Genomic DNA, 19485 nt, shown 5'->3' with positions numbered 1-19485 from the left:
TGTCACAAGTGGTACATTCCTGCGGCTGTAATTAGTTATATCTAACGCCTACTGATATTAAGTAAGCTCTGAGTAAAGTATAGAATGAAATGATATTTGGTAATGCTTGTTACGACTCAATTTGGCACCATTTAACATAAAGATAATTTCGTTGCATTTACACAAATCAGAAAACGTAATAATAAAATATTTAAATATCAATACATAATATTTCTTTTATTATTAACATGCAAGAAATCGCCTTTGATTTGGACACTTGCAACAATTTGTTTTTCCTCTAATTCATGCAACAATTTAAAAGTATCTGAGGAATTTTTGAATTCTATATTTCTTCTACTAGGTATGCTCAATAACGAGAACGGTTCGGACAACTCAGATAAAAGTCTATAAATCTCATTACTAGAATAATTATAATTTTTCATGCACCCATGAAGAATAAAAGCAATGTTTTCTTGTTCTTCTAATGACGGTAGATACTGCTGCTCAATTATTGATTTACTTAAAAAGTTATTCACGAACTCAAAGCCTTCATTTCTAAATATTTCAAGAAGCCATTTTTTAATATCACCCTCTAAAGGAATATCTAATGCTTCCAAACTATTTACTAAATCCAATCTTATTTCCATGGAAATGTCTAAGTCTCGTAAAACATCTAAAACAAGTAATGAATCGAATTCAACTTCTGCAATTTTCTCAATAAAACGATTATCTTTAAATGATGTTATATATTTATACGCTTCCTTTTCATCTCTTTCATCAATTAAATAATCAAAAACATCTTTATTCCAGGGGATTTTTGAATTGATGATTAATGAATTAATTTCTTCATAACTCAGTGATTCCTTATTAAGCATAAAGTAATTCAGCGCTAAGTTTATACTTTTACTTCTTAAAAGTTCTAATATATCTTCATTCCAAGATAATATATTCTGTTCTATTAAGAATGCATATCTCTCCACTCCAATTGAATCCGGACTACTCAAAATGACCTTCCTTCTTACATTTCCAATTAAGGTTAGCAATTGATCATGTTCTATGTCTTCGGAAGCTAATATTAAGTTGAGAATGCCTTGGAAACAATCTTCTTCAATTTCTTCGCAATTTGTTTGTTCAGTATCAATAACGAATTGTTCAAAGTTAGCCGAATGTATTAAGAATGACTGAAGTAATTCTAGACTTTCACCTTCTTCTAAGGCAGAATAGTACCTACATATATTTATCCAAACAGGTTCCATTTTATTACTTTCCAAGATTTTTTCAAAAAGAACCTCAGATTTGACTTCATTAATATCCGTAATCCTTCCACTCCACTTTTCTATTAACTTCAGCTTTAATTGTTCTTCCAATCTTGTATGGTTCAACAAAATCAAAAACATTTCATTTGGCTCATGATAACTAGATTGAACTAATAATATATTTAATATAAATTCATTTATTCCTTCTTCAATCCTAACTTTTAAAGCTTCTGAGGGATTCTCCAGGATTAAGTCGTAATTTATCTCTCCGGTATTCTGTAGTAGTGTATTAATCATTTCACTAGTTAGTTCATAGAAATCATTTTCAATTATCATGTCAATGAGTTCGGTTTTATTTTCGACATAATCTAGAGTTGTAAATCTTACATTTAAGATTTCTAAGTGTTGTTTGAGTTTTTCAATATCTGGGTTTCCCCACCAAGACAAAAAGTCACTACACTGCTCAATAAAATGAGTTAAATTACTATTATTATTTAATAATGATAATTCTTCTGCTGATAAGGAATTATAAAGCAATAAAAAAAACTGAATTTCCTTATCTTTGTCGTTAATATTCAACTTCATATCATTCCATAAATAACTATTACTCCCAGATAACCCTTTAATAAACTTCGTTAAAATCAAATTAGTATTTTCAATACTATTCTCTATAAACCCTGATATAAAATCAAAATTCAAAGAAATATCTTTACTAATAAAACTAATTAGGTAATTCCTCTTTTGCATGTAATCTTCTTGTTCAATGTCTAGCAAATAAGTAAGTAACTGATAATTTAATATTGCAGTTGTGAAAAAATGTTCTTTACTTAATTTCTTTTGAACCTCGTTTTCATTTTTTAATTTGTAATCAAAATCCAGCGGATTATTTAGCCTTACAGACCTCAAAAAGATTATGTCTTCTTTTGACAATGCCCCTTCATAAAAGTAGGTTATATATTCATCATAATCCTCGTCTATCCACCCCTGCAGGACTAATGCTTTTAATAATTCCCTATTTTCAAAATCAAAATCTAACATATCATTAGCTTGCCGAACTAACTCTGAGAAACTAAGAGTTTTCAGTTCTAATAAGCACCTATTAATTTCTGAAATCTTTCTATTGATAGAATCAACTTTATTATCCTTTTTATTCAATATTGCTTTAGCTCTTATTATTATATCAACACTAGTTTCATTAGCAGTGCAAAAATCATTAAAATTCAAGGTAGTTATATTGTAATTTGATCTACGAATTATAATATTTGGTTTTGACGAACTGATTTCTATAATCTTTAATAAAAATTCATGCATAGAACTTTTATCACTAATTTGGTATGTTGAATTTCCGATTTGCAAATAATAATCTACTTCTAATAGATTTATTTTTCTTAAATATATTATCACTAATTCATCTAGGCTATCTGCAAAATCATTATTAACTTGGATTAAGATTTTTTTTAATTCTTCTAGCTCTTCTTCATACTTTAATTTATATTTAACTAGCAAACTTTTCTTTGAATTTATTAAATTATATAGATTTCCTTTACTATTTAGTAAATCAGAAAAATCTTTAGGATAGATATTTTTATATACTATAATGGCAAAAAGCTTGTCTTGTAATATGCCTGATTGCTTTAATGCAGATCGGTATATTATGTATTCATTACAGATATTCTTTAATATTCTCATATCATTTATAAATAATGATATATCTGTCAAAACTTTCGCAGAAAGCCCGTCATTTTGTATTGCGGCATCTTCACTTTTAATATACCCCTTAAGTTTAGTCTGAAGGATACTTTCCGAGTTTGAAGAATGCATAATTCTGACCGTCGGCATAATAAAATCAAAAAACTTTGTTCGATTTTGAACTTCTTGAAAATCATCAGTTTCCGAAAAAATATCATCTCTTAATGCATATACAAAGACGATATTCCTATCAACCAATTCATCAGATTGATTTAGTAGATGGTTCAATCCACGCAGTCTTTCATATATTAACAAGTTATTAAATCTATCCAAATCTTCAAAAACGACTATATTAAACTTTGTCTGTTTAAAAAAGTAAATTATTTCATCTAAATATTTATTAAATACAGTATTACTGTTATCAGTATTTAATTCGATTGTTGTATTACCAATTCCAAGTGTACTTAAGCGAAAATTTTTGATCCCCTGCAAAGCCCTAAATACAACAAATACAGTAAACACTATACCTGACGAACATATGAAGATATATATTAAGCTAGTACTAAAATTATAATCTCCATTAATGATATTTATATATAAATTAGGAATCCAATTATATTTAAAAGAAAAATAGATCAATAAAAATGTTAATAAATATAAAGTAATATCAATTATTATTGACACTTCACTTTTACTTTCACTTTGAATTCGATTAAATCTAGAAAGAGGAATTTTATCCGGTTCTACCTTATAAAACATCTGCTGCATTATATTTTGCTCGAGGACATTTTCTATACTAACGTTATCATCCTCTTTTTCTCCATCTCCTTCAACATCTGTAGATACCCGTGTTCTTAAGAATTTTTCATCTCCATTAAAAGTCGCTGCTGATATTTCTAACACTTCTTCTTTTTTCTTAAAATCTTTCCAAAATGTTTTTAATATGCTACTTTTTCCAGAACCATATGCACCTGTAATTGCTAGGTTTTTTATAGATTCATTTTTCAATGCCCATTCTAGTGTAGCAAGATAAGTTTTTTTGCTTTCTTTCTCACTAATGTCCGGCAATAATGTTTCAAAATTCTCGAGATTAATATTTTCCTCAGTATTCATAAAGAACCTCTCCTTATCCTTATTAATTAAAAACACATAAAGAACAAGTTGAAAATCAGCATAATTTAAATTACCCTACTGTGAAAGATCGTGATTGTTTGTTGCTTTTATAAGGTATATCGGATACACATAATTTCTTTTTTTGAAAAGAAATTATCTAAATTTAATATTGGGTTTTGAATAATATCAACACTTTTACTTTTTGTATTGACCAAATACAAAAAGTAATTTTCCTCCAATCGCTGAGCGGTTAACATTTCATTAACAGAAAGGTAAATACCATTATTATCAATAGCTTTCACCTCAATGAAACGATTATGCTGCTCTACAGAATTTGTAAATGATTTAATATCATACCCTGCTTTAACGTTTTCTTTTGATATTAACCTACATAAAATACTTTCCTTTTCAAGGCCAGCATTCTTTAACCTATTAATTTCAAAATCAAAAGCAATTTTCTCGGCTAACTCCCCAAGCAATTTTTGTTTTTCAAGTGCAATTAATAATTCGTCTTCACTCATCATATTTGAAGATAGATACTCTTCATAAACAGCCGAATTTTTATTCAGTATAATAGAACCAAGCCTCTCACTTACGATATTTAGTGTTAGCATATGTTCGGTAAACTGTTGCAAGTGATATGGTAGAAGATTACGTTCGATTGATAAATTTTGCGACTCAAGTATCCCAAACCATTCATTAGCTAAGTTTATATACTGCTTTATAAAAGAAAGTGCACATATTTCCATTTGCTTAGGGGACAAATCGTACGAATCCCTTCTGGTTCTAAACCATTCGCTCCCCTGTAATGTCAGACGTATTTCTTTATCTTTATCTTTATCTTCATCTATGATTATTAAATTGTAAGCAATAAGATGATCCATTAGATTCTTTGACGTTAATAAAGTATTCGATTGTAGTATCTTTTGAAGATACCGCTCTGTAATATTCTGATTATTTCTCATTTCAAAATAACCAATCTCTTGCAAACTCCAATTCATTTCTTGGAAAATCCCCATTTTACTCACCTCTTAGTTGTTTTAAATGAGCAAGTACAGCTAAGAAATCGTCTTCTTCACCAAAGTCTCTCCCATTAAATTCGCCTGTAGCAACAGGAATTTCATTAGCCAAAATCCGGTTCATAGCAGTTTCTTTCTCATTTAACCTTTGATTAATAACCTCATCTATTGAGTTTTCATTTTGAATGATATAATATTCCGTTAAAGTATTTTCCGGTAATCCTACTCTGTGGATTCGGTCTTTTGATTGCATCCAATGAGCGCAATTGAAACTTCTATCCATGTAAATAGCTGAATGACATTCATGGTGAAGTGAAACAGCTTCCGCCATAGTCTGAGGATTTGCAATTAGGATACTTGCTTCATTTTCTTTAAATGCGGCTATCTGACCTTCACGAGTTAGTACATCACCAACTTCATCCGTAGCCTCTTTCGGAATCTCACCAAAAACATGAAACGTCTTTATATTATTTTTAGTGAAATATTCATATAGATATTTAATGTTTAATACGAAGTCACACCAAATTACTACACGTTTTTTATCTTTAATTAATCGAGTAGCAATTTCAATTGTTTTAGCTATTTTACTAGATATTTCTAAATCGGGATAATTTACTATCTGACTGTAGAGTGTTTTGTTATCAATAGATGAATTATTTAATTGAATTTCTGATATAGCTTCAATTAATAGAGCTGGGTTTGAGCTTATTTGACGAAGCCTAATTAGTCGCGCCCGACATATTGATAAATATATACTTGTGTCACTCACATTTAAATTTGAAACTTCATCAATAATTTGATTTGCTATCAACTCATATAAGCGTTTTTGGATAGGGGCCATTTCAACGGGTTCAGGTATGAATATAGTTTTCGGCAAGTCTAATTCACCTTTTGTAACACGGTGACTTAAGGAATTTATTGTTTCTAAAACTTGAAGCTTAGAGTAATCGTTACTCATATTTGTCATATAACGTGTTCGATTTCCTAAAATCTCATCTGTCCCCATTAAAAACGTGAACTGACTCCAAAAATCATATTCGCTATTTGGAGCTGGGGTTCCACTTGAAATTAATCTTATCTTTGCAAACGATGATATATTTAGAACACTATTTGCCCAAGTAGCTTGTTCTGAAAAATTCTTTACATAGTGACTTTCATCAAGTACAAGCATAAAATTATCACTTTTCAATAGTCTAATGATTTCATCTATGTCATTTGTTAATGTAGCATGATTAATTAAATATAATTCATAATCGTTTTTTGTATCATAGCCGCGTCTACGATTCTGTCCATTTAATCTAATGGAATTGGGCTTATTATTAAAACAGCTAACATATTCAGTTTCCCATGCTTCAAAAGCATTAATAGGACATACCACTAAAATTTTGTTTACAACTTTTTCAATATACTTTTGATGGGAATATGTTGCGTAAATCATTGTTGTTTTGCCTGATCCAGGGCAAGAAAAGTTTGCTGAATGCTTAGCAACGATACTATGCTTCACAATGTTTTGCTGAAAATCTTTCAAATCTCTTTTAAATGGTCCCAGTGATAGCTTGGTAGTTGTTGGATTTTTTTTGATTTCTCCGGCTTTTTGAATTCTCCATTTAAGTTCTTCTACTTCATCTTGTTTATGCATTGCTTTTTCAAGTATCCCACTGTGGTCTACTACAATATAGCCCCGTTTTTCAAGCTGTGACTTTAAAGGTAAAACGGACTTAATTTCCGCGTTAGTGTACGGCATTTCATACACTAACGTATCTTTATTTAAAGTAAATCCTGCAGAAGTAAACATTGTAACTTTTATGCCTTTTGATAGCTCCAAAGCATTTTTTATATCTACAACTACCTTCTCATCTGACTTTTCAAATGTTAGCCATTTTTGCTTCTGCAATTCTAACTTGCTTATTTGTTTCATCAGAAACCTCCTTAACAAATTTGTTAGCATCATTTTCGAAGTCCTTTAAAGCTTTTAAAATTACTAAATGCCCTTGATTTTCTAGTATATATTGACTTTCAGTAACATTGATTCCTGAAATTTGACTTCGTAATTTTTCAATAGTTTTTAATATGCTTTCGTTTTCTTTCCGCGCTTTGGCTAAAGATTTTGCAATTGCAACATCATCCAATATATTTTGTTTTGCATTCGGATTATCACTATCCAAGTTTCGCGTTAAAACTGCTGCTATTTTAGGATCAATGGATGCATAAAACAATGTGTCACGTATATCTTTATGAGCAATCACTGGTGAGGTTTCTTCAATATTTATTTTCATTAATGCAAAAAATGTTTCTTCTGCTGAATATAAATCTCCATTATTTGCTTCGATTTTCTCAATTTCTTTCACGTAATCAACAAAGTGTTCTAGCGTATTTGAAACGAGGCCATAATTAGCTTCTTCATCAATCTCTTCAAGAAAGAGTTCAATTTTATCAAGAACCATCATTCCTCTTGTAATTTCTTTCGAAGAAATATTGTGATCTTTCTTCAAATTAGTATGGTTTTTTCCTAATTCAAGTGCTTTGCGTATCATAAATAATCGGTTGATACCTTTATACTCCCTCTTATAGTCACCAGTAACTTGGAGACCAAATTCGATATCAAATAATTGTTGTTCTGTTAATGATGAGGGTAGAATAGCTACGAGCATAGTGGATTGATTTAATGTCCTTTTAGCAGCATAACGCCTATTGGAATTTATTATTCGACCATCCGTAGTAATTAGACCTGGATCTATCTGGCCTGGGTTTTGCATTTGTCGAAGTAATTGACGTGTTTCTTCATCATCTGGTAATAAAAGCTGGGTAAGGAGTTCATAATGCCTTGGATTCGCCCGTTCAATTTTATAACCAAGTTTTAACTCTAATGCGATTTTTTCAGTACTAATTCTACCATTTGTGTCATTTGGATAAATTAAATCTAAGTCTAATTTGTACACTTCTAAATCATAAGATTCGTTTAATAAACTAAACTTGCTTTTACCTTGTAAACAATCTGGGTTATTAGCAATATACTGATTAATTCGATCTTTCCTCGATAAATTTTGTAACATAATGAACAACCTCCATTTTTTATTGTTTTTCAAAGCAATGTATCATTTTAGAAACCTCGTAACCTGAAATATCTTCATCTTTCTAGGCTAAAACGTTAACTCCTTTTCTCAAACCATTGTTCATATTTACGGTTGATTATCTAGTACGATCATCCACATTAATCACCTCAGTTTTTACTCCTTAATAGTGAACACCTCCCTGAGCCCCATTTTGCTATATGAGTGTAATTTCATTTCATATAGCTCTTGTTTCAATTCTTCAATTTTTTGTTCTATTGTATTTTCTTTCGATGTATACATGTTCATTATTTCTTTTTGTTCTTCTAATGCTAATAGCGGTATCCCAAGTGTTTCAACGTCATTTCTACTTAAAGTTGCAATCGCAGTTCCAGACATCATATTAGTCAGTAAATATTGGCCAACTGGACTTTCTAAATAAAGCTTTAGAAACTCTGGATTGATATTATTTCCGCATCGTATACCTAGAAAATTTTGAGAAAGTAGTAACTTATTATCATTTTCGGGTATGATAGCAACTTTCAACGTCTGACCCCTAATTGACAGAATTAAATCTCCTTTCCGGAGAACATACATCTCTATTTTTGCATTATTTTCAATTGTGTACCTAGATATTTGATTCAAGAGTAATTTTCCATCTTGGACATCGGACAATTTTACAATTCGATATTCACCATCTTCACTTTCCAAGTTTTTCGATCCTACATTGAAGCCTCTAAAGAAACCTGCCATATCTTTTAAGGGCTTTGTATCGACTTTTTTTAAAGCATCTAATGCGAATGTAACTTTTCCAAAACCCGCGACATTAAACTCACTAGGTAGTAAGTATCTACTAGGCAGTAAGCAGTCATCTTGAATATCCTTTGTTTCTATAAAAGTGCTAAATTCACTAATTTCTTCTCCGTTATGAACTACTTTAACAATTTTTTGAATATCTGTTTCCGAAATAATTCTCTTCGATCGGCCAGTTTCGGTAAAACAATCCTCTGCTTTTACTAGGAGAATCTTATTTTTTCTTGATGAGTCTTTGTTTTTATTGAATAGCACAAGATTAATTGAAATAGCAGTATGTTCATGAAGCCCGGACGGTAATGAAATCACGGCTTCGATTAAGTCTGAAACAATGATGTTTTTCCGTATGGTACCTTCTGCTCCTCCTCTAAATAAAGCCCCTTCAGTTGTCACGACAATTGCTTTTCCGTCTTCTCCAGTTGATGCAAGTGCTTGAGATATGAAAGCCATATCTGCACTTCTTTTTGGAGGTACCCCATAAAAGAAACGGTTATAGGGATCATTTTTCAAAAAATCGTAATTTTTTATCGCTAAATTAAATGGTGCTTCCATATACACGTTATCAAATTTTTGAAGTTTATCACCTTGAGTAAAACCAGGTTTTTCAAAAACATCGCCTTTAACAAATTGAGCTTCCTCAATTCCAGATATAAATAATCTTATCTTCGCTATAGCCCATACTTTGGAATTTAGTTCTTGACCAAATAACCTTATTGACTTCCCATGATTTTCAGCGAATCGTCTAGCTTCTAACAACCCTCCCCCAAACCCTGCAACGCTATCATTAAATGATCCATACAAAGGGGACAGGATGGAGATAGCCAACTTATTTACTGATTCAGGAGTAGAATGATTATGATAGCCATTATTTTTTCCAGCTTGTTGATTAACAAGCTTTATTGCACTATCAAACCATTCACCATAATTTATTTTTTCACTGGCAATAGAATTAAATTCGTAAAGAATCCGTGTCAATTGTGCTGAATTAATTTTATTGATTACATCCAACTCTTTTAGAACTCCTGAGAAATAAGGAATTTCATTTTCCAGTTCTTTAAAGAGCTTTCGTATTTCAATAGTAATACCTTCGCCTGCCCTCAACAATGTAGCCATATTAAATTCGGATGAGTAATCAGGTTTTTCTTGTAAATAATTTAGTAAAGCACCTATTGCTACCATCTCTAGTTGATCATCAGAATTTAATACCGAACCTAACAAATCAAACATATTATTAGTACTTTCTTCTTTCACAGTAAATCCTCCTGCTTAGTTAGTAACTCGTTACTAATTTATTGTGCTTAAAAAAATTTAATCTGTTGCTTAAACTTAATTTAACACAAATTTTTAAGTAAGTCAATAAATTTTAGTTAGTATTTCTGTACTAACTTTACATGTTAGTCTTATTGTAAACATTTTTCATTAACTTTATGACGGATTCAGAATAATAGCGATGTCTACGTTGCTAGGTTGGTCGACTGCTGATTTAAACTGGGAAGCTATAGAATCCCGACTAACGTTGTAACCGACATGAGTTTGAAAAATTTTCGGTGCTCCTAGTCTTTTTGTTTCAAAATTAAACACAGCCCATGCTCTACCAAATCCAGTGGTCACATTGTTCGACCATATATTCACCCTAGTAGGACCAAAAGCTAAATTAATTATCTCCATTATTTCAGAAGCACCAATTGAAACACTTCCTGATGCTACTCTTCTCGAGGGGTAAATTGCTCGCACTGTACCAGAACCGTTGTGGTAGCCTGCGGGAATGGTATATGTTTGATTTTGTGAGGTTAATTCATACGCGCCTACATTTCCTCTATTTGCCATTGCTCCTACGAACTCTCCGTCATCGTTGATGAAAGGTTTTCCTGCTAAAACATCCCCAACAACGGCAGTTCCCGATGCTTTAGCTATTAAGAAAAAACGTCCACCACTTGCAGTATCATAGTACCAATCATAAATTTTTCCTACTTTGATGGCACCCGCTGCTAATTGAGTACCGTCAAACTTAAGCCCTGGCTTTACACCCAAACCATCTACATTTATGGTGATGTTGCCTGTACTGTTTGCGATTGCTTTAAATTTTTTGTTGTTTGAATTGAGCGTAGGAGTAGTTTCCTCCGGTATTAACCGTTATAGCATTGGCAGATCCCCCAGCTAGATGTATCGCATCTTCCGCCAAATGCGTCGTAAAATCCTGTTTTGTTGCAAATGGAGTTAAGTTGATGCACGCTATTTATTGATCAGTTTAACCCTTTTATGTTGATAATGAAGCATAGGCTATTTGCTGTTTATAAAAAGAGAAGTACAGACCACCTGTTCACTCTCTTGTCCGCAATTTGTCCGCATAATTAATTTCCTGTACCGAACTTATTTTACTGAATTGAATTTCCCGATCACTAAAACCTTATTAAATCAAACTTATTTAACCTCAACTTATTCAACTTAACCAGTTTATTTAGGGGATACAAAATCGACAAGGTAGGGGTCGGCGGTTCGAGTCCGTCTGGGAACATACGAAAGGCAAAGCGTTGATATATCAGCGCTTTGCCTTTTTTTGTTTTCGTTGACTTGTGCCGATGACTTGGTACAGGTAACCGCTCCTAAACGAAACAGATAACCGCACGTTATTTCACTACGATAATACTTCGTATTGAGAGGGCATGTTTTTTTATAAGCGAAATTCATTCAGCAAAACGAAAAGGTAAACGGGTTATAACCAAATATGGGCAGGGGATTTCCCGTTCTTTTGTATGTGTTATTACATTTTATTGATATACTTCATATAAATTAGAAGAGAGGGAATTAAATGAAATCAAAACTATTAATCGGTTCGATTGTTCTTGCGGTTGGCGTTGCAATTGCGGGGGTGCGTGAAGTCACGGGAATTGCGAAGGCCAGCGGCAGCAAAGTAAAGAACGAAACGGTTGTCGAAGTTACGAAGGTATTGTCCTCACCCGAAACCATAAAGTACGACAAGGAATTCAGTGAATGGGCTTCGGCAATGGTCACAATGCTTTCCGAACCGTTGGACGACCCTCGATTGAAGGAAGCGAATCATGACGAGGGTTTCGAATATTATTTGAAGGCGCAACAAGTCATTTGGACATTCCCGACACATTTGATTGTTGAGGATAAGGAAATCGAAAAAGAACATTCGAATTTGTTCCTTCTTTCAAGTTACATCGGACACAACCAATTTGTCCGCACGGCACATTTAGACCCGAACGGGCAAGCGAAGGAAGATACGACATTTTCCGACCAATGGAAACCAACCGACGATGATACGCGACAAGCGTTTGAATATATGAAGCAGATTGTGAACGACATTGACATTGAAGTCAATCATGGCGGCGAAGGTGAAACGTTTGGCGTGACCCATCTATTGAACGGCGACAAGGTTTCCGAAGTGGAACGGTTTATCAACGGGTGGTAACGAAGAAGGCGGCGGAAAGTAATCGTCGTCTTTTCTTATTGTTGACTTACCCGTTTACTTACTTCATGGTATATTAATGAAAATAAGGACATGAAAGGATTGAATGATATGAAAGCATTACTTAATAAAGTTCCCATGATGTTTATAATCACATCGGTAATACTTGGAGGTGCGGCGAAATCTAATTTCTCCATGTTCGAATATTACGGTGACCCGTATATGTCATACGGCGACCCACTTTGGACATATATAGTGTCGTTCTTATATGAAACGTTAAAAACCACGATATACTATTCACTTTACTTTGTTATTGTATATTATCTTTTAAAACTGATTTTCTGTTCCTTGTATGGATTTATACGAAATTTGCTTTCCAAATTCACCCCAACCGCTTAACGAACCAAACAAGGCTCTTCTGAATCGGAAGACGTCTTTTTTATTGCATTTCAACCTAATATTCGAAATTTGTCCGTAGTTTTTATTCTTAATCGGCAGGAGAATGTTTATATTCGATAACAAGCATAAAAAAGCCTAATTTCACCTCATGATTCAAGGTGAAACTAGGCTTTTGCAACTACACACAGTAGAACGTTGTATTATTTATCCCTGCCATTCATTAATATTAACCTCGAGGCTTCAGTACGCTTGTAAAGTGTCTAGCTCAACAACTCGATGGCAAAGTCTTTGCATCAGCTTCTCTTCATGGCTGACAATGATAATTCCCATTTCTCTTTTTTGGGCGATTTCAAGAACCGCGTGCCAAATCTGAGCTTGTGTGATCGCGTCGAGCATGGTTGTCATTTCATCCGCTATTAGAAAACGCGTGTTAGAACCCAATGCCCTGGCTACACAAAAGCGTTGTAATTCTCCTCCGGATAGCTCATTAGGCCAACGAGACAGCCATTCCTGCTCAATTCCTAATAACTCTAGCAGTTCAGGATCCGGCTTACCTCCTTCGTTCAACGCCTTTTCCATCTTCCAACGTGGATTTACTGCTTTTTCAGGATGCTGAAAGACCAATTGTACAGGATGAAAACCTCTTGCGGACACCGGCGAACCATCGACGGTGATACTTCCTTCCATAGGCTTTTCAAATCCCGCTAATATACGACATAAAGTTGTTTTACCACGTCCACTAGGTGCGGTGAGCCCAACAATTTCCCCTGGATTTACAGTGAAATTAACACCTTGAAACAACCAAGGTCCATTGCCATACCGGAATCCGATATTTTTTGCTTCAAGTTGCATGGATACACCTTACCTTTCCATTCCGAAGGTCACGCATCTCCGGTTGCGCTTGTTCACATTCAGAGGTTGCCATTGGGCAACGTGGAGCAAATAAGCAACCCGGTGGCAAAGCACTTGAATGGGGTTGTGAACCCGGGATTGGTATAAAATCATTTTGCGGCAACGCTCTCCATAACGCTTTAGTATAGGGATGTCGCAATGCTTCACCATTACCAGTGAAGTTCTCTACAGGGGCTACCTCTACGGTCGTACCTGCATAAAACACAGCAATTTTATCGGCAATCGTTAAAGCGGATTCAATATCATGTGTGATAAGCATAACCGCACATCCATTTTCTGCGAATTCCCTGAAGTTTTCTAACGCTTCTTTGATAACAACTGGGTCGAGTCCTGGCGTAGGTTCATCCGCAATAATTACCTTTGCGCCACTGACAATCGCAGTGGATAAAAGGGTTCTCCGTGCCATACCTCCAGAAAGTTGAAATGGATACATATTCTCAACAATCGGTTTTAAGTGAAGCCGTTCAAAAACCTTGCGCTGTGCTGCAATTGCATCTCCAACTTTTGCAGAAGTACGAACCTGATTCCCTACACGCATAAGTGGATCTAAATAGTTTACTGATTGCGGAATAAGTGCAATTTCCGTACCACGTAACGAAGCTTGCCGTGCAGCTGTAAGTACTTCTCCACCATATCTAATCGTTCCACTGATGTTTGCATTGTCTGGCAGTATCCCTAAAATAGCATGGGCTAACAAACTCTTCCCTGAACCACTCGCTCCCACAACCGCCAGTATTTCACCTTCTTCAAGCGTGACATTCAAACTTGAAATGACATTCACATTTTCCTGCTTTAAACCACCTGTATATTGGTTAAAAGATATCGATAAATTTTCTACTTCAAGGATTGACATTCGTTACCTCCTTACTAGCGGAATAGGACGACTTGCAATTCATCATCCTACCCTCTTTATATCTCACTTCTCGTTAGCTTTAATTGGATCTATCAGTACACGAAGATTTTCCCCAATCGTCTCAAATGTCCGGACGATTATTAGTAAGCAAAGCCCTGGGAAAAAGGCGAGCCACCACATTCCTGAAGACAAATACTTCATGGATTCTGATAGAATAATACCAATCGCTGGCTCATGAGGCGATAGCCCTAATCCTAAAAATGTGACTGCGGCTTCATGTATGATCACATGAGGGAACATCAACATGAATCCAATCAAGAGTTGCGGTATCATATGAGGAAAAATATGATGAAAAGCAATCCACCAACGAGATTTTCCCATCTGCTGAGAAATTTGAACGTATTCGGCTGAACGAATTTGCATGACTTCTGCTCTTATAACCCGCGCAAGGGTTGGCCAGTGGGTTAGCATAAGACCTATAACTATACCTTTGAATCCTCCACCCAACGTAAAGGCAATCAAAATAAGTGTTACAAGGTGTGGCACACTTAGAAACAGGTCGATGAGCCATGTAATCAGACGATCTGCCATTTTCCCCATGGTAGCTGCTGCCATACCAAGGATAAGAGCAATTGACGTACTGCCTATTGCTCCAATCAACCCTACGCCCATACTTAAGGAAAGCCCCATCATCGTTCGGGTAAACATATCTCTCCCCAACCAATCTGTACCAAATAAATGCTCTAGAGAGGGTGCTAAATTTCGTTCAGTAAGATTTGTAGCAATTCTTTCTTGATCGAGCAATGTACCACCTATTACAACACTTAATAAAATAACCGTTGCAATCACGATTGTAAAAAGCGTCTTCTGTCTTCTATTCAAATAAAACCGTTTCACCTTTTTTTCTTTAGTTTCTACTTTGAGGCTTGGAATCATAATTTTCGACTCTCCCTCGTTCTCGGATCTACTACATAGTAAATTAGATCAGCAATTAAATTTCCCGCAAAAACAAAAATCGTACTAAAAAGGACTAATCCTAATAATAAAGGAACGTCTCCCCTTAAACCTGCCTCTACTGTCGCTTGTCCAAGACCCGGATACGAAAATACCTGCTCGGCAAGAACCGCTCCACTAAACAATCCACTGAAAGCAGCAAATTGTAAAGTGATTGCAGGCATAGCGATATTACGCAAGCCATGTCTCCAAAACAAGAGAAAACCACGTTCACCTCTCGCTCTCGCAAACAACACATAATCACTCGCAAGGACATCGATTAGCTTCTGTCGCGTATGTAAGGCGACATTTGCAACGCCAAGAATACTTAGTGTCATTGCAGGGAGTATAAGATGCTGTAATCGATCCGCTAATGTGACATCTTCCGTAAGCACCCCTGCCGGAACCCCCAACCCAATTGGGAACCAACCTAGCCACACAGCGAAAACTATCAGCACGAGGAGCCCCATCCAAAAGGTCGGCGTCGATGCCAATGTATAACAATACCATTTTATGATTCGATCAATCCAAGTGCCCTTTTTCATGGCCGACACAACGCCCATGATAAAACCGATAACTCCCGACAATACCCATGCGACCAGCATCAAGACCAGTGAGTTTAGGAAACGTTCCCCGATGATTTCAGACACCGGACGGCGAAAAATCATCGAAGTTCCTAAATCACCTGCAAGTAAAGCAGAAAGCCAACTAAAAAACTGCACCATCACAGGTTGATCGAGTCCCCAATACTCAATGATTTTCTCTCGCTGTTCAGGGCCGACTTTTAACATATCAGCGCCCACATAAGCTTGAATCGGATCAATCGGGGAGTTCTTTATTAATAAGAATGATATTAAACAAATCGCAAACAATAATGTAAGCATTCTTAAACCCTTCATCAAGAGAAAGGTTCCTATCTTTACACTCATACTATTTCGCACGTCAATTACTCCATTTCCAATCGGCAATGTTATCTGTAGCTGGCCAACCATGTCCATGTACATGGATTCTTTGCTCTCCGATATCAAGACCATCTTTCACCAAATACAAATGATCGATGTTAACCAGCCACGCCCATGCAGAATCCCCTTTGCCACTTAAACCAGTCGTGCCATCCCATTGTGCTTTTTTCCAAAACTCGATTGCTTCTGCTTCACTTTTCGCATGAAGGGCCTTCTTAAAGTATTCATCTACTGTGTCATTTTTATAGAAACCTGTATTAAAGTACTCAACCCCAGCGTTATCACTACCATAGATGTTGTACAGTTCATGTGGATCGTGACTTCCCCAGCCCATAAGTACAGCCTCGGAATACATTTTCTTGCCAATGACATCCCAGCTTCCACCCTCTATTTTAATGTTAATGCCGAGTGGTTTCATCATATCTGCAACTGTAATAGCAAGAGACTGTCTGATCGTGTCATTCGCTAAGTAGTACAGACTGAATTCAGCTTTCAAAGAGCCTTTCTCAAGAATTCCATCACCATCTGTATCTTTCCAACCCGCTTCTTCCAATACTTTACGCGCTCCGTCCAAATCACCATCTTCAATGACCGTCTCTGGATTCCACCAAGGAAGCCCATCAACAGATGTATAGGCCGGTGTGCCGTATCCTTCTAACACACCGTCAATTAACGCTTGTCGGTCAACCGCAATATCAATGGCATGTCGGATGGCTGGATCGGCTGTTACGTCATTACCGATCGGTAAACCATCTTCAGTAAAATCACCTGACTTCACGTATGGAAATGCGATTCCACGATTGTCCACCGTTTTAACGGCTTCAAGTTTCATACCTGGTACTTTCTTATTACTAAATGCAGCTGGTATATAAGCAAGATCGACTGTGCCCGCTTGAGCAGCCGCAAATGCAGCATCCTCATTCAAGAATACAAAGGTTACTTTTTTGAAATACGGCTTCTTACCATAATACTCAGGATTTTCCTTTACAATCACCTGTTGTCCCCTGTCCCATTGCATCAACTGATAAGGACCTGAACCGATAGGGTTTTCAGCATAATCTTCGCTATATGCATGTTGTGGGACAATTCCCGTTGCCACTAGATTATTTACAAACGTGGATTGTACTTCTTTTAATGTGAATTTCACAGTCGTGTCGTTTACCGCTTCAACTTTCTCCAATACGTTTAAATCGACAACCGAACCACTGTTAGCTGCTGTTTCAAATGTAAATACCACATCTTTTGCTGTTAATGGTTGACCATCCGAAAACTTTACATCATCACGCAAATGAACAGTCCAAACCTTGCCCTCTTCATTTACTTCATAACTTGTTGCAAGATCGTTTACAATATTAAGTTTGTCATCTCTTTTCAACAATGTACTTTGGAATAACGGTGAGCCATAACGTCCCCAACCAGTTGTTGGATCGAATCCTGTTGCCGGCTCAGAATCAAATGCCAACACAATCTCGTCCTTCGGCTTCTCCTCATTTTTTTTGTTTTTATCACCAGATTTAGATGATGAACAGCCTGCTAACATAAGGGAAATAGATACCGCAGCTATAACGATGAGTCCTAACAATTTCTTTGTCATGTATTACACTCCTTCTAAAATAATAGCCTCCCCTTCAGAAAGGGGGATTTTACAATCAAAATTAGATTTTTTCTACCGGTGCCGCTGTGAAATTTCCATACGTTACACCTTTCAAACTTGTCAACTTATGACTGAGTTCCCGAACATCTTTTACTTTTCCTTTTACGACAATAAGTTCCAGACAACTGTCATGTGTCACATGGAAATGTGTTGTGGCAAGGATTACATCGTGCACACTATGCTGAATCTTAGTCATTTCTTCAAGTAAATTACGTTGATGATGGTCATAAAATAATAGGATACTACCTGCAATCATTTGCTCTTGATCTTCCCATGATTGTTGAACAATTGCCTCCCGAACAAGATCCCGAACGGCCTCCGAGCGATTTTCATACCCTCTTTGTTGAACTAAATCATCAAATTTCCTAAGTAAACTCCCTTCCATTGAGATTCCAAATCTCTTTAACGTTGAATCCCGCATACTTCAACCACCTTAATTTTACTAATATTTTTAATTCAGTGACACGTTTACAAGAAATCGTAACACGGCTATGCGTGACGGATGACAAATCAGAAGGTTACAGCCCTCCTGAAAAACCAATTTCATATCTTTTCGAGAAATCGATTCCAATTCACTTTATACCAAATCAGTATCGACATACCCGCCAATCATTGTCGATGTGCAGCACACAAAATTCAGTGTCGCACTAAACAATTACCGGCCAAATAGTTTCTCTTCTTCGTGCTACTAATTCGTCAAATCGTAGCACCGACAAACCTAATAATCTACTCGTTAAACACTTTTTTATATCCTGATGAATGATAATCAATGGTGAATAAGCAGAAGACTTCTTGGTTCGTACAGCGGAAAGCCATGCAGGGATTGACTTGAAATTTGTTTGCGGGGAAAACGGTAAGTTCCCAGAGCGTGGAAAACAAAAAACGAACGGATTTTTCATCAAAACGGATCCAATCAAAACCAGTTAACTTAAAAATCAAGTTTCCAGTTTTTTTGAATCAGCTCCAATAAAACCATTCAAATATAAATTATAAGGTTATTTGCCCAAAGTATCAATAAAAAAATGATATGAAAGTCATTAATCTTCATGAAGGTTAGACTATTACCCTCAACATTCGAAAAAGGTCGGTGCCTCTCTTAAGTCCAACTGTCGGTTGTAGGTTCAGAAATAAGTAATCCACTTCTTATCATTCGAACAAAGACAAGTTACTATACAGATAATTAAATTCATAGCAGGAAAATTATTCTTAATTATTTATTAATTACGTAATACAAGACTAATCGAATAACTAATCAAACAAGGCGTCTTACTTCGGGAATGCGTCTTTTCAGGGGAGCTATAATATAAAAGGTCGCCACTTTGACATTCACCGTACACTAAACAAAAGGTGCTATCGCTAT

The 19485-nt window shown here is 35.5% G+C and carries 14 protein-coding genes; 2 read left to right on the top strand and 12 right to left on the bottom strand.

The annotated features are described in order from the left end of the window. Window positions 1-197 precede the first annotated feature (197 nt). The 6 genes from ACIQ0H_RS01045 to ACIQ0H_RS01020 all read right to left on the bottom strand — a co-directional run bounded on the left by ACIQ0H_RS01045 (window position 198) and on the right by ACIQ0H_RS01020 (window position 10950). Window positions 198-4037 carry a YobI family P-loop NTPase gene (locus tag ACIQ0H_RS01045; RefSeq protein WP_403409651.1) on the bottom strand — a complete coding sequence of 1280 codons (3840 nt, stop codon included), beginning with the start codon at window positions 4035-4037 and terminating at the stop codon, window positions 198-200. A gap of 107 nt (window positions 4038-4144) precedes the next feature. Beyond that, window positions 4145-5056 carry a protein NO VEIN domain-containing protein gene (locus ACIQ0H_RS01040; protein WP_403409648.1) on the bottom strand — a complete coding sequence of 304 codons (912 nt, stop codon included), beginning with the start codon at window positions 5054-5056 and terminating at the stop codon, window positions 4145-4147. Window position 5057: 1 nt separating this feature from the next. Next, window positions 5058-6974 (bottom strand): DEAD/DEAH box helicase, encoded by a 1917-nt coding sequence (locus tag ACIQ0H_RS01035; RefSeq protein ID WP_403409645.1) that lies wholly within the window; start codon window positions 6972-6974, stop codon window positions 5058-5060. Next, a complete protein-coding gene (locus ACIQ0H_RS01030; protein ID WP_403409643.1) occupies window positions 6922-8109 on the bottom strand; it encodes a hypothetical protein in 1188 nt (395 codons plus the stop codon). Before ACIQ0H_RS01030 ends, ACIQ0H_RS01035 begins: the two co-directional genes overlap by 53 nt. Window positions 8110-8283: 174 nt before the next feature. Further along, on the bottom strand, window positions 8284-10170 hold the full coding sequence (locus ACIQ0H_RS01025; protein ID WP_403409640.1) for an N-6 DNA methylase: 1887 nt from the start codon (window positions 10168-10170) through the stop codon (window positions 8284-8286). Window positions 10171-10344: 174 nt separating this feature from the next. Continuing rightward, window positions 10345-10950, bottom strand: coding sequence for a hypothetical protein (locus ACIQ0H_RS01020; RefSeq protein ID WP_403409638.1), 606 nt, complete (start codon window positions 10948-10950; stop codon window positions 10345-10347). 778 nt (window positions 10951-11728) lie between these two features. Here ACIQ0H_RS01020 and ACIQ0H_RS01015 point away from each other — a divergent pair. Then, window positions 11729-12355, top strand: coding sequence for a hypothetical protein (locus ACIQ0H_RS01015; protein ID WP_403409635.1), 627 nt, complete (start codon window positions 11729-11731; stop codon window positions 12353-12355). A 636-nt stretch (window positions 12356-12991) separates the two neighbouring features. Here ACIQ0H_RS01015 and ACIQ0H_RS01010 read toward each other — a convergent pair. The 6 genes from ACIQ0H_RS01010 to nikR all read right to left on the bottom strand — a co-directional run bounded on the left by ACIQ0H_RS01010 (window position 12992) and on the right by nikR (window position 18546). After that, window positions 12992-13603 carry an ABC transporter ATP-binding protein gene (locus ACIQ0H_RS01010; RefSeq protein WP_403409632.1) on the bottom strand — a complete coding sequence of 204 codons (612 nt, stop codon included), beginning with the start codon at window positions 13601-13603 and terminating at the stop codon, window positions 12992-12994. After that, the gene (locus ACIQ0H_RS01005; RefSeq protein WP_403409629.1) at window positions 13593-14516 is read right to left on the bottom strand and encodes an ABC transporter ATP-binding protein; all 924 of its coding nucleotides are present in this window, start codon (window positions 14514-14516) and stop codon (window positions 13593-13595) included. The genes ACIQ0H_RS01010 and ACIQ0H_RS01005 overlap by 11 nt, the downstream gene beginning before the upstream one ends. Before the next feature lie 63 nt (window positions 14517-14579). Further along, window positions 14580-15452: an ABC transporter permease gene (locus tag ACIQ0H_RS01000; protein WP_403409626.1), complete on the bottom strand. Its 873-nt coding sequence runs from the start codon at window positions 15450-15452 to the stop codon at window positions 14580-14582. Next, entirely contained in the window at window positions 15449-16438 is a 990-nt protein-coding gene (locus ACIQ0H_RS00995) for an ABC transporter permease (protein WP_403412288.1), read from the bottom strand. Before ACIQ0H_RS00995 ends, ACIQ0H_RS01000 begins: the two co-directional genes overlap by 4 nt. 13 nt (window positions 16439-16451) lie before the next feature. Then, window positions 16452-18065 carry an ABC transporter substrate-binding protein gene (locus ACIQ0H_RS00990; RefSeq protein WP_403409623.1) on the bottom strand — a complete coding sequence of 538 codons (1614 nt, stop codon included), beginning with the start codon at window positions 18063-18065 and terminating at the stop codon, window positions 16452-16454. Window positions 18066-18126: 61 nt separating this feature from the next. After that, window positions 18127-18546, bottom strand: a complete 420-nt coding sequence (gene nikR, locus ACIQ0H_RS00985; protein WP_403409620.1) for a nickel-responsive transcriptional regulator NikR — start codon at window positions 18544-18546, stop codon at window positions 18127-18129. A gap of 371 nt (window positions 18547-18917) precedes the next feature. Here nikR and ACIQ0H_RS00980 point away from each other — a divergent pair, with 371 nt between their 5' ends. Then, the gene (locus ACIQ0H_RS00980; protein ID WP_403409617.1) at window positions 18918-19052 is read left to right on the top strand and encodes a hypothetical protein; all 135 of its coding nucleotides are present in this window, start codon (window positions 18918-18920) and stop codon (window positions 19050-19052) included. The last annotated feature ends 433 nt before the right edge of the window (window positions 19053-19485 follow it).

The sequence above is a fragment of the Sporosarcina sp. NPDC096371 genome (assembly GCF_044762865.1).
Taxonomy (GTDB): Bacteria; Bacillota; Bacilli; order Bacillales_A; family Planococcaceae; genus Sporosarcina.
This window is presented reverse-complemented; position numbering and strand designations above follow the sequence as displayed.

Bases quoted from the DNA above. Each gene is read 5' to 3' on its own strand.
- ACIQ0H_RS01045 (WP_403409651.1), bottom strand. From the start codon at position 4,037: ATGAATACTGAGGAAAATATTAATCTCGAGAATTTTGAAACATTATTG.
- ACIQ0H_RS01015 (WP_403409635.1), top strand. From the start codon at position 11,729: ATGAAATCAAAACTATTAATCGGTTCGATTGTTCTTGCGGTTGGCGTT.
- ACIQ0H_RS01010 (WP_403409632.1), bottom strand. From the start codon at position 13,603: ATGCAACTTGAAGCAAAAAATATCGGATTCCGGTATGGCAATGGACCT.
- ACIQ0H_RS00990 (WP_403409623.1), bottom strand. From the start codon at position 18,065: ATGACAAAGAAATTGTTAGGACTCATCGTTATAGCTGCGGTATCTATT.
- ACIQ0H_RS00995 (WP_403412288.1), bottom strand. From the start codon at position 16,438: ATGAGTGTAAAGATAGGAACCTTTCTCTTGATGAAGGGTTTAAGAATG.
- ACIQ0H_RS01040 (WP_403409648.1), bottom strand. From the start codon at position 5,056: ATGGGGATTTTCCAAGAAATGAATTGGAGTTTGCAAGAGATTGGTTAT.
- nikR (WP_403409620.1), bottom strand. From the start codon at position 18,546: ATGCGGGATTCAACGTTAAAGAGATTTGGAATCTCAATGGAAGGGAGT.
- ACIQ0H_RS01000 (WP_403409626.1), bottom strand. From the start codon at position 15,452: ATGATTCCAAGCCTCAAAGTAGAAACTAAAGAAAAAAAGGTGAAACGG.
- ACIQ0H_RS01005 (WP_403409629.1), bottom strand. From the start codon at position 14,516: ATGTCAATCCTTGAAGTAGAAAATTTATCGATATCTTTTAACCAATAT.
- ACIQ0H_RS01035 (WP_403409645.1), bottom strand. From the start codon at position 6,974: ATGAAACAAATAAGCAAGTTAGAATTGCAGAAGCAAAAATGGCTAACA.
- ACIQ0H_RS01030 (WP_403409643.1), bottom strand. From the start codon at position 8,109: ATGTTACAAAATTTATCGAGGAAAGATCGAATTAATCAGTATATTGCT.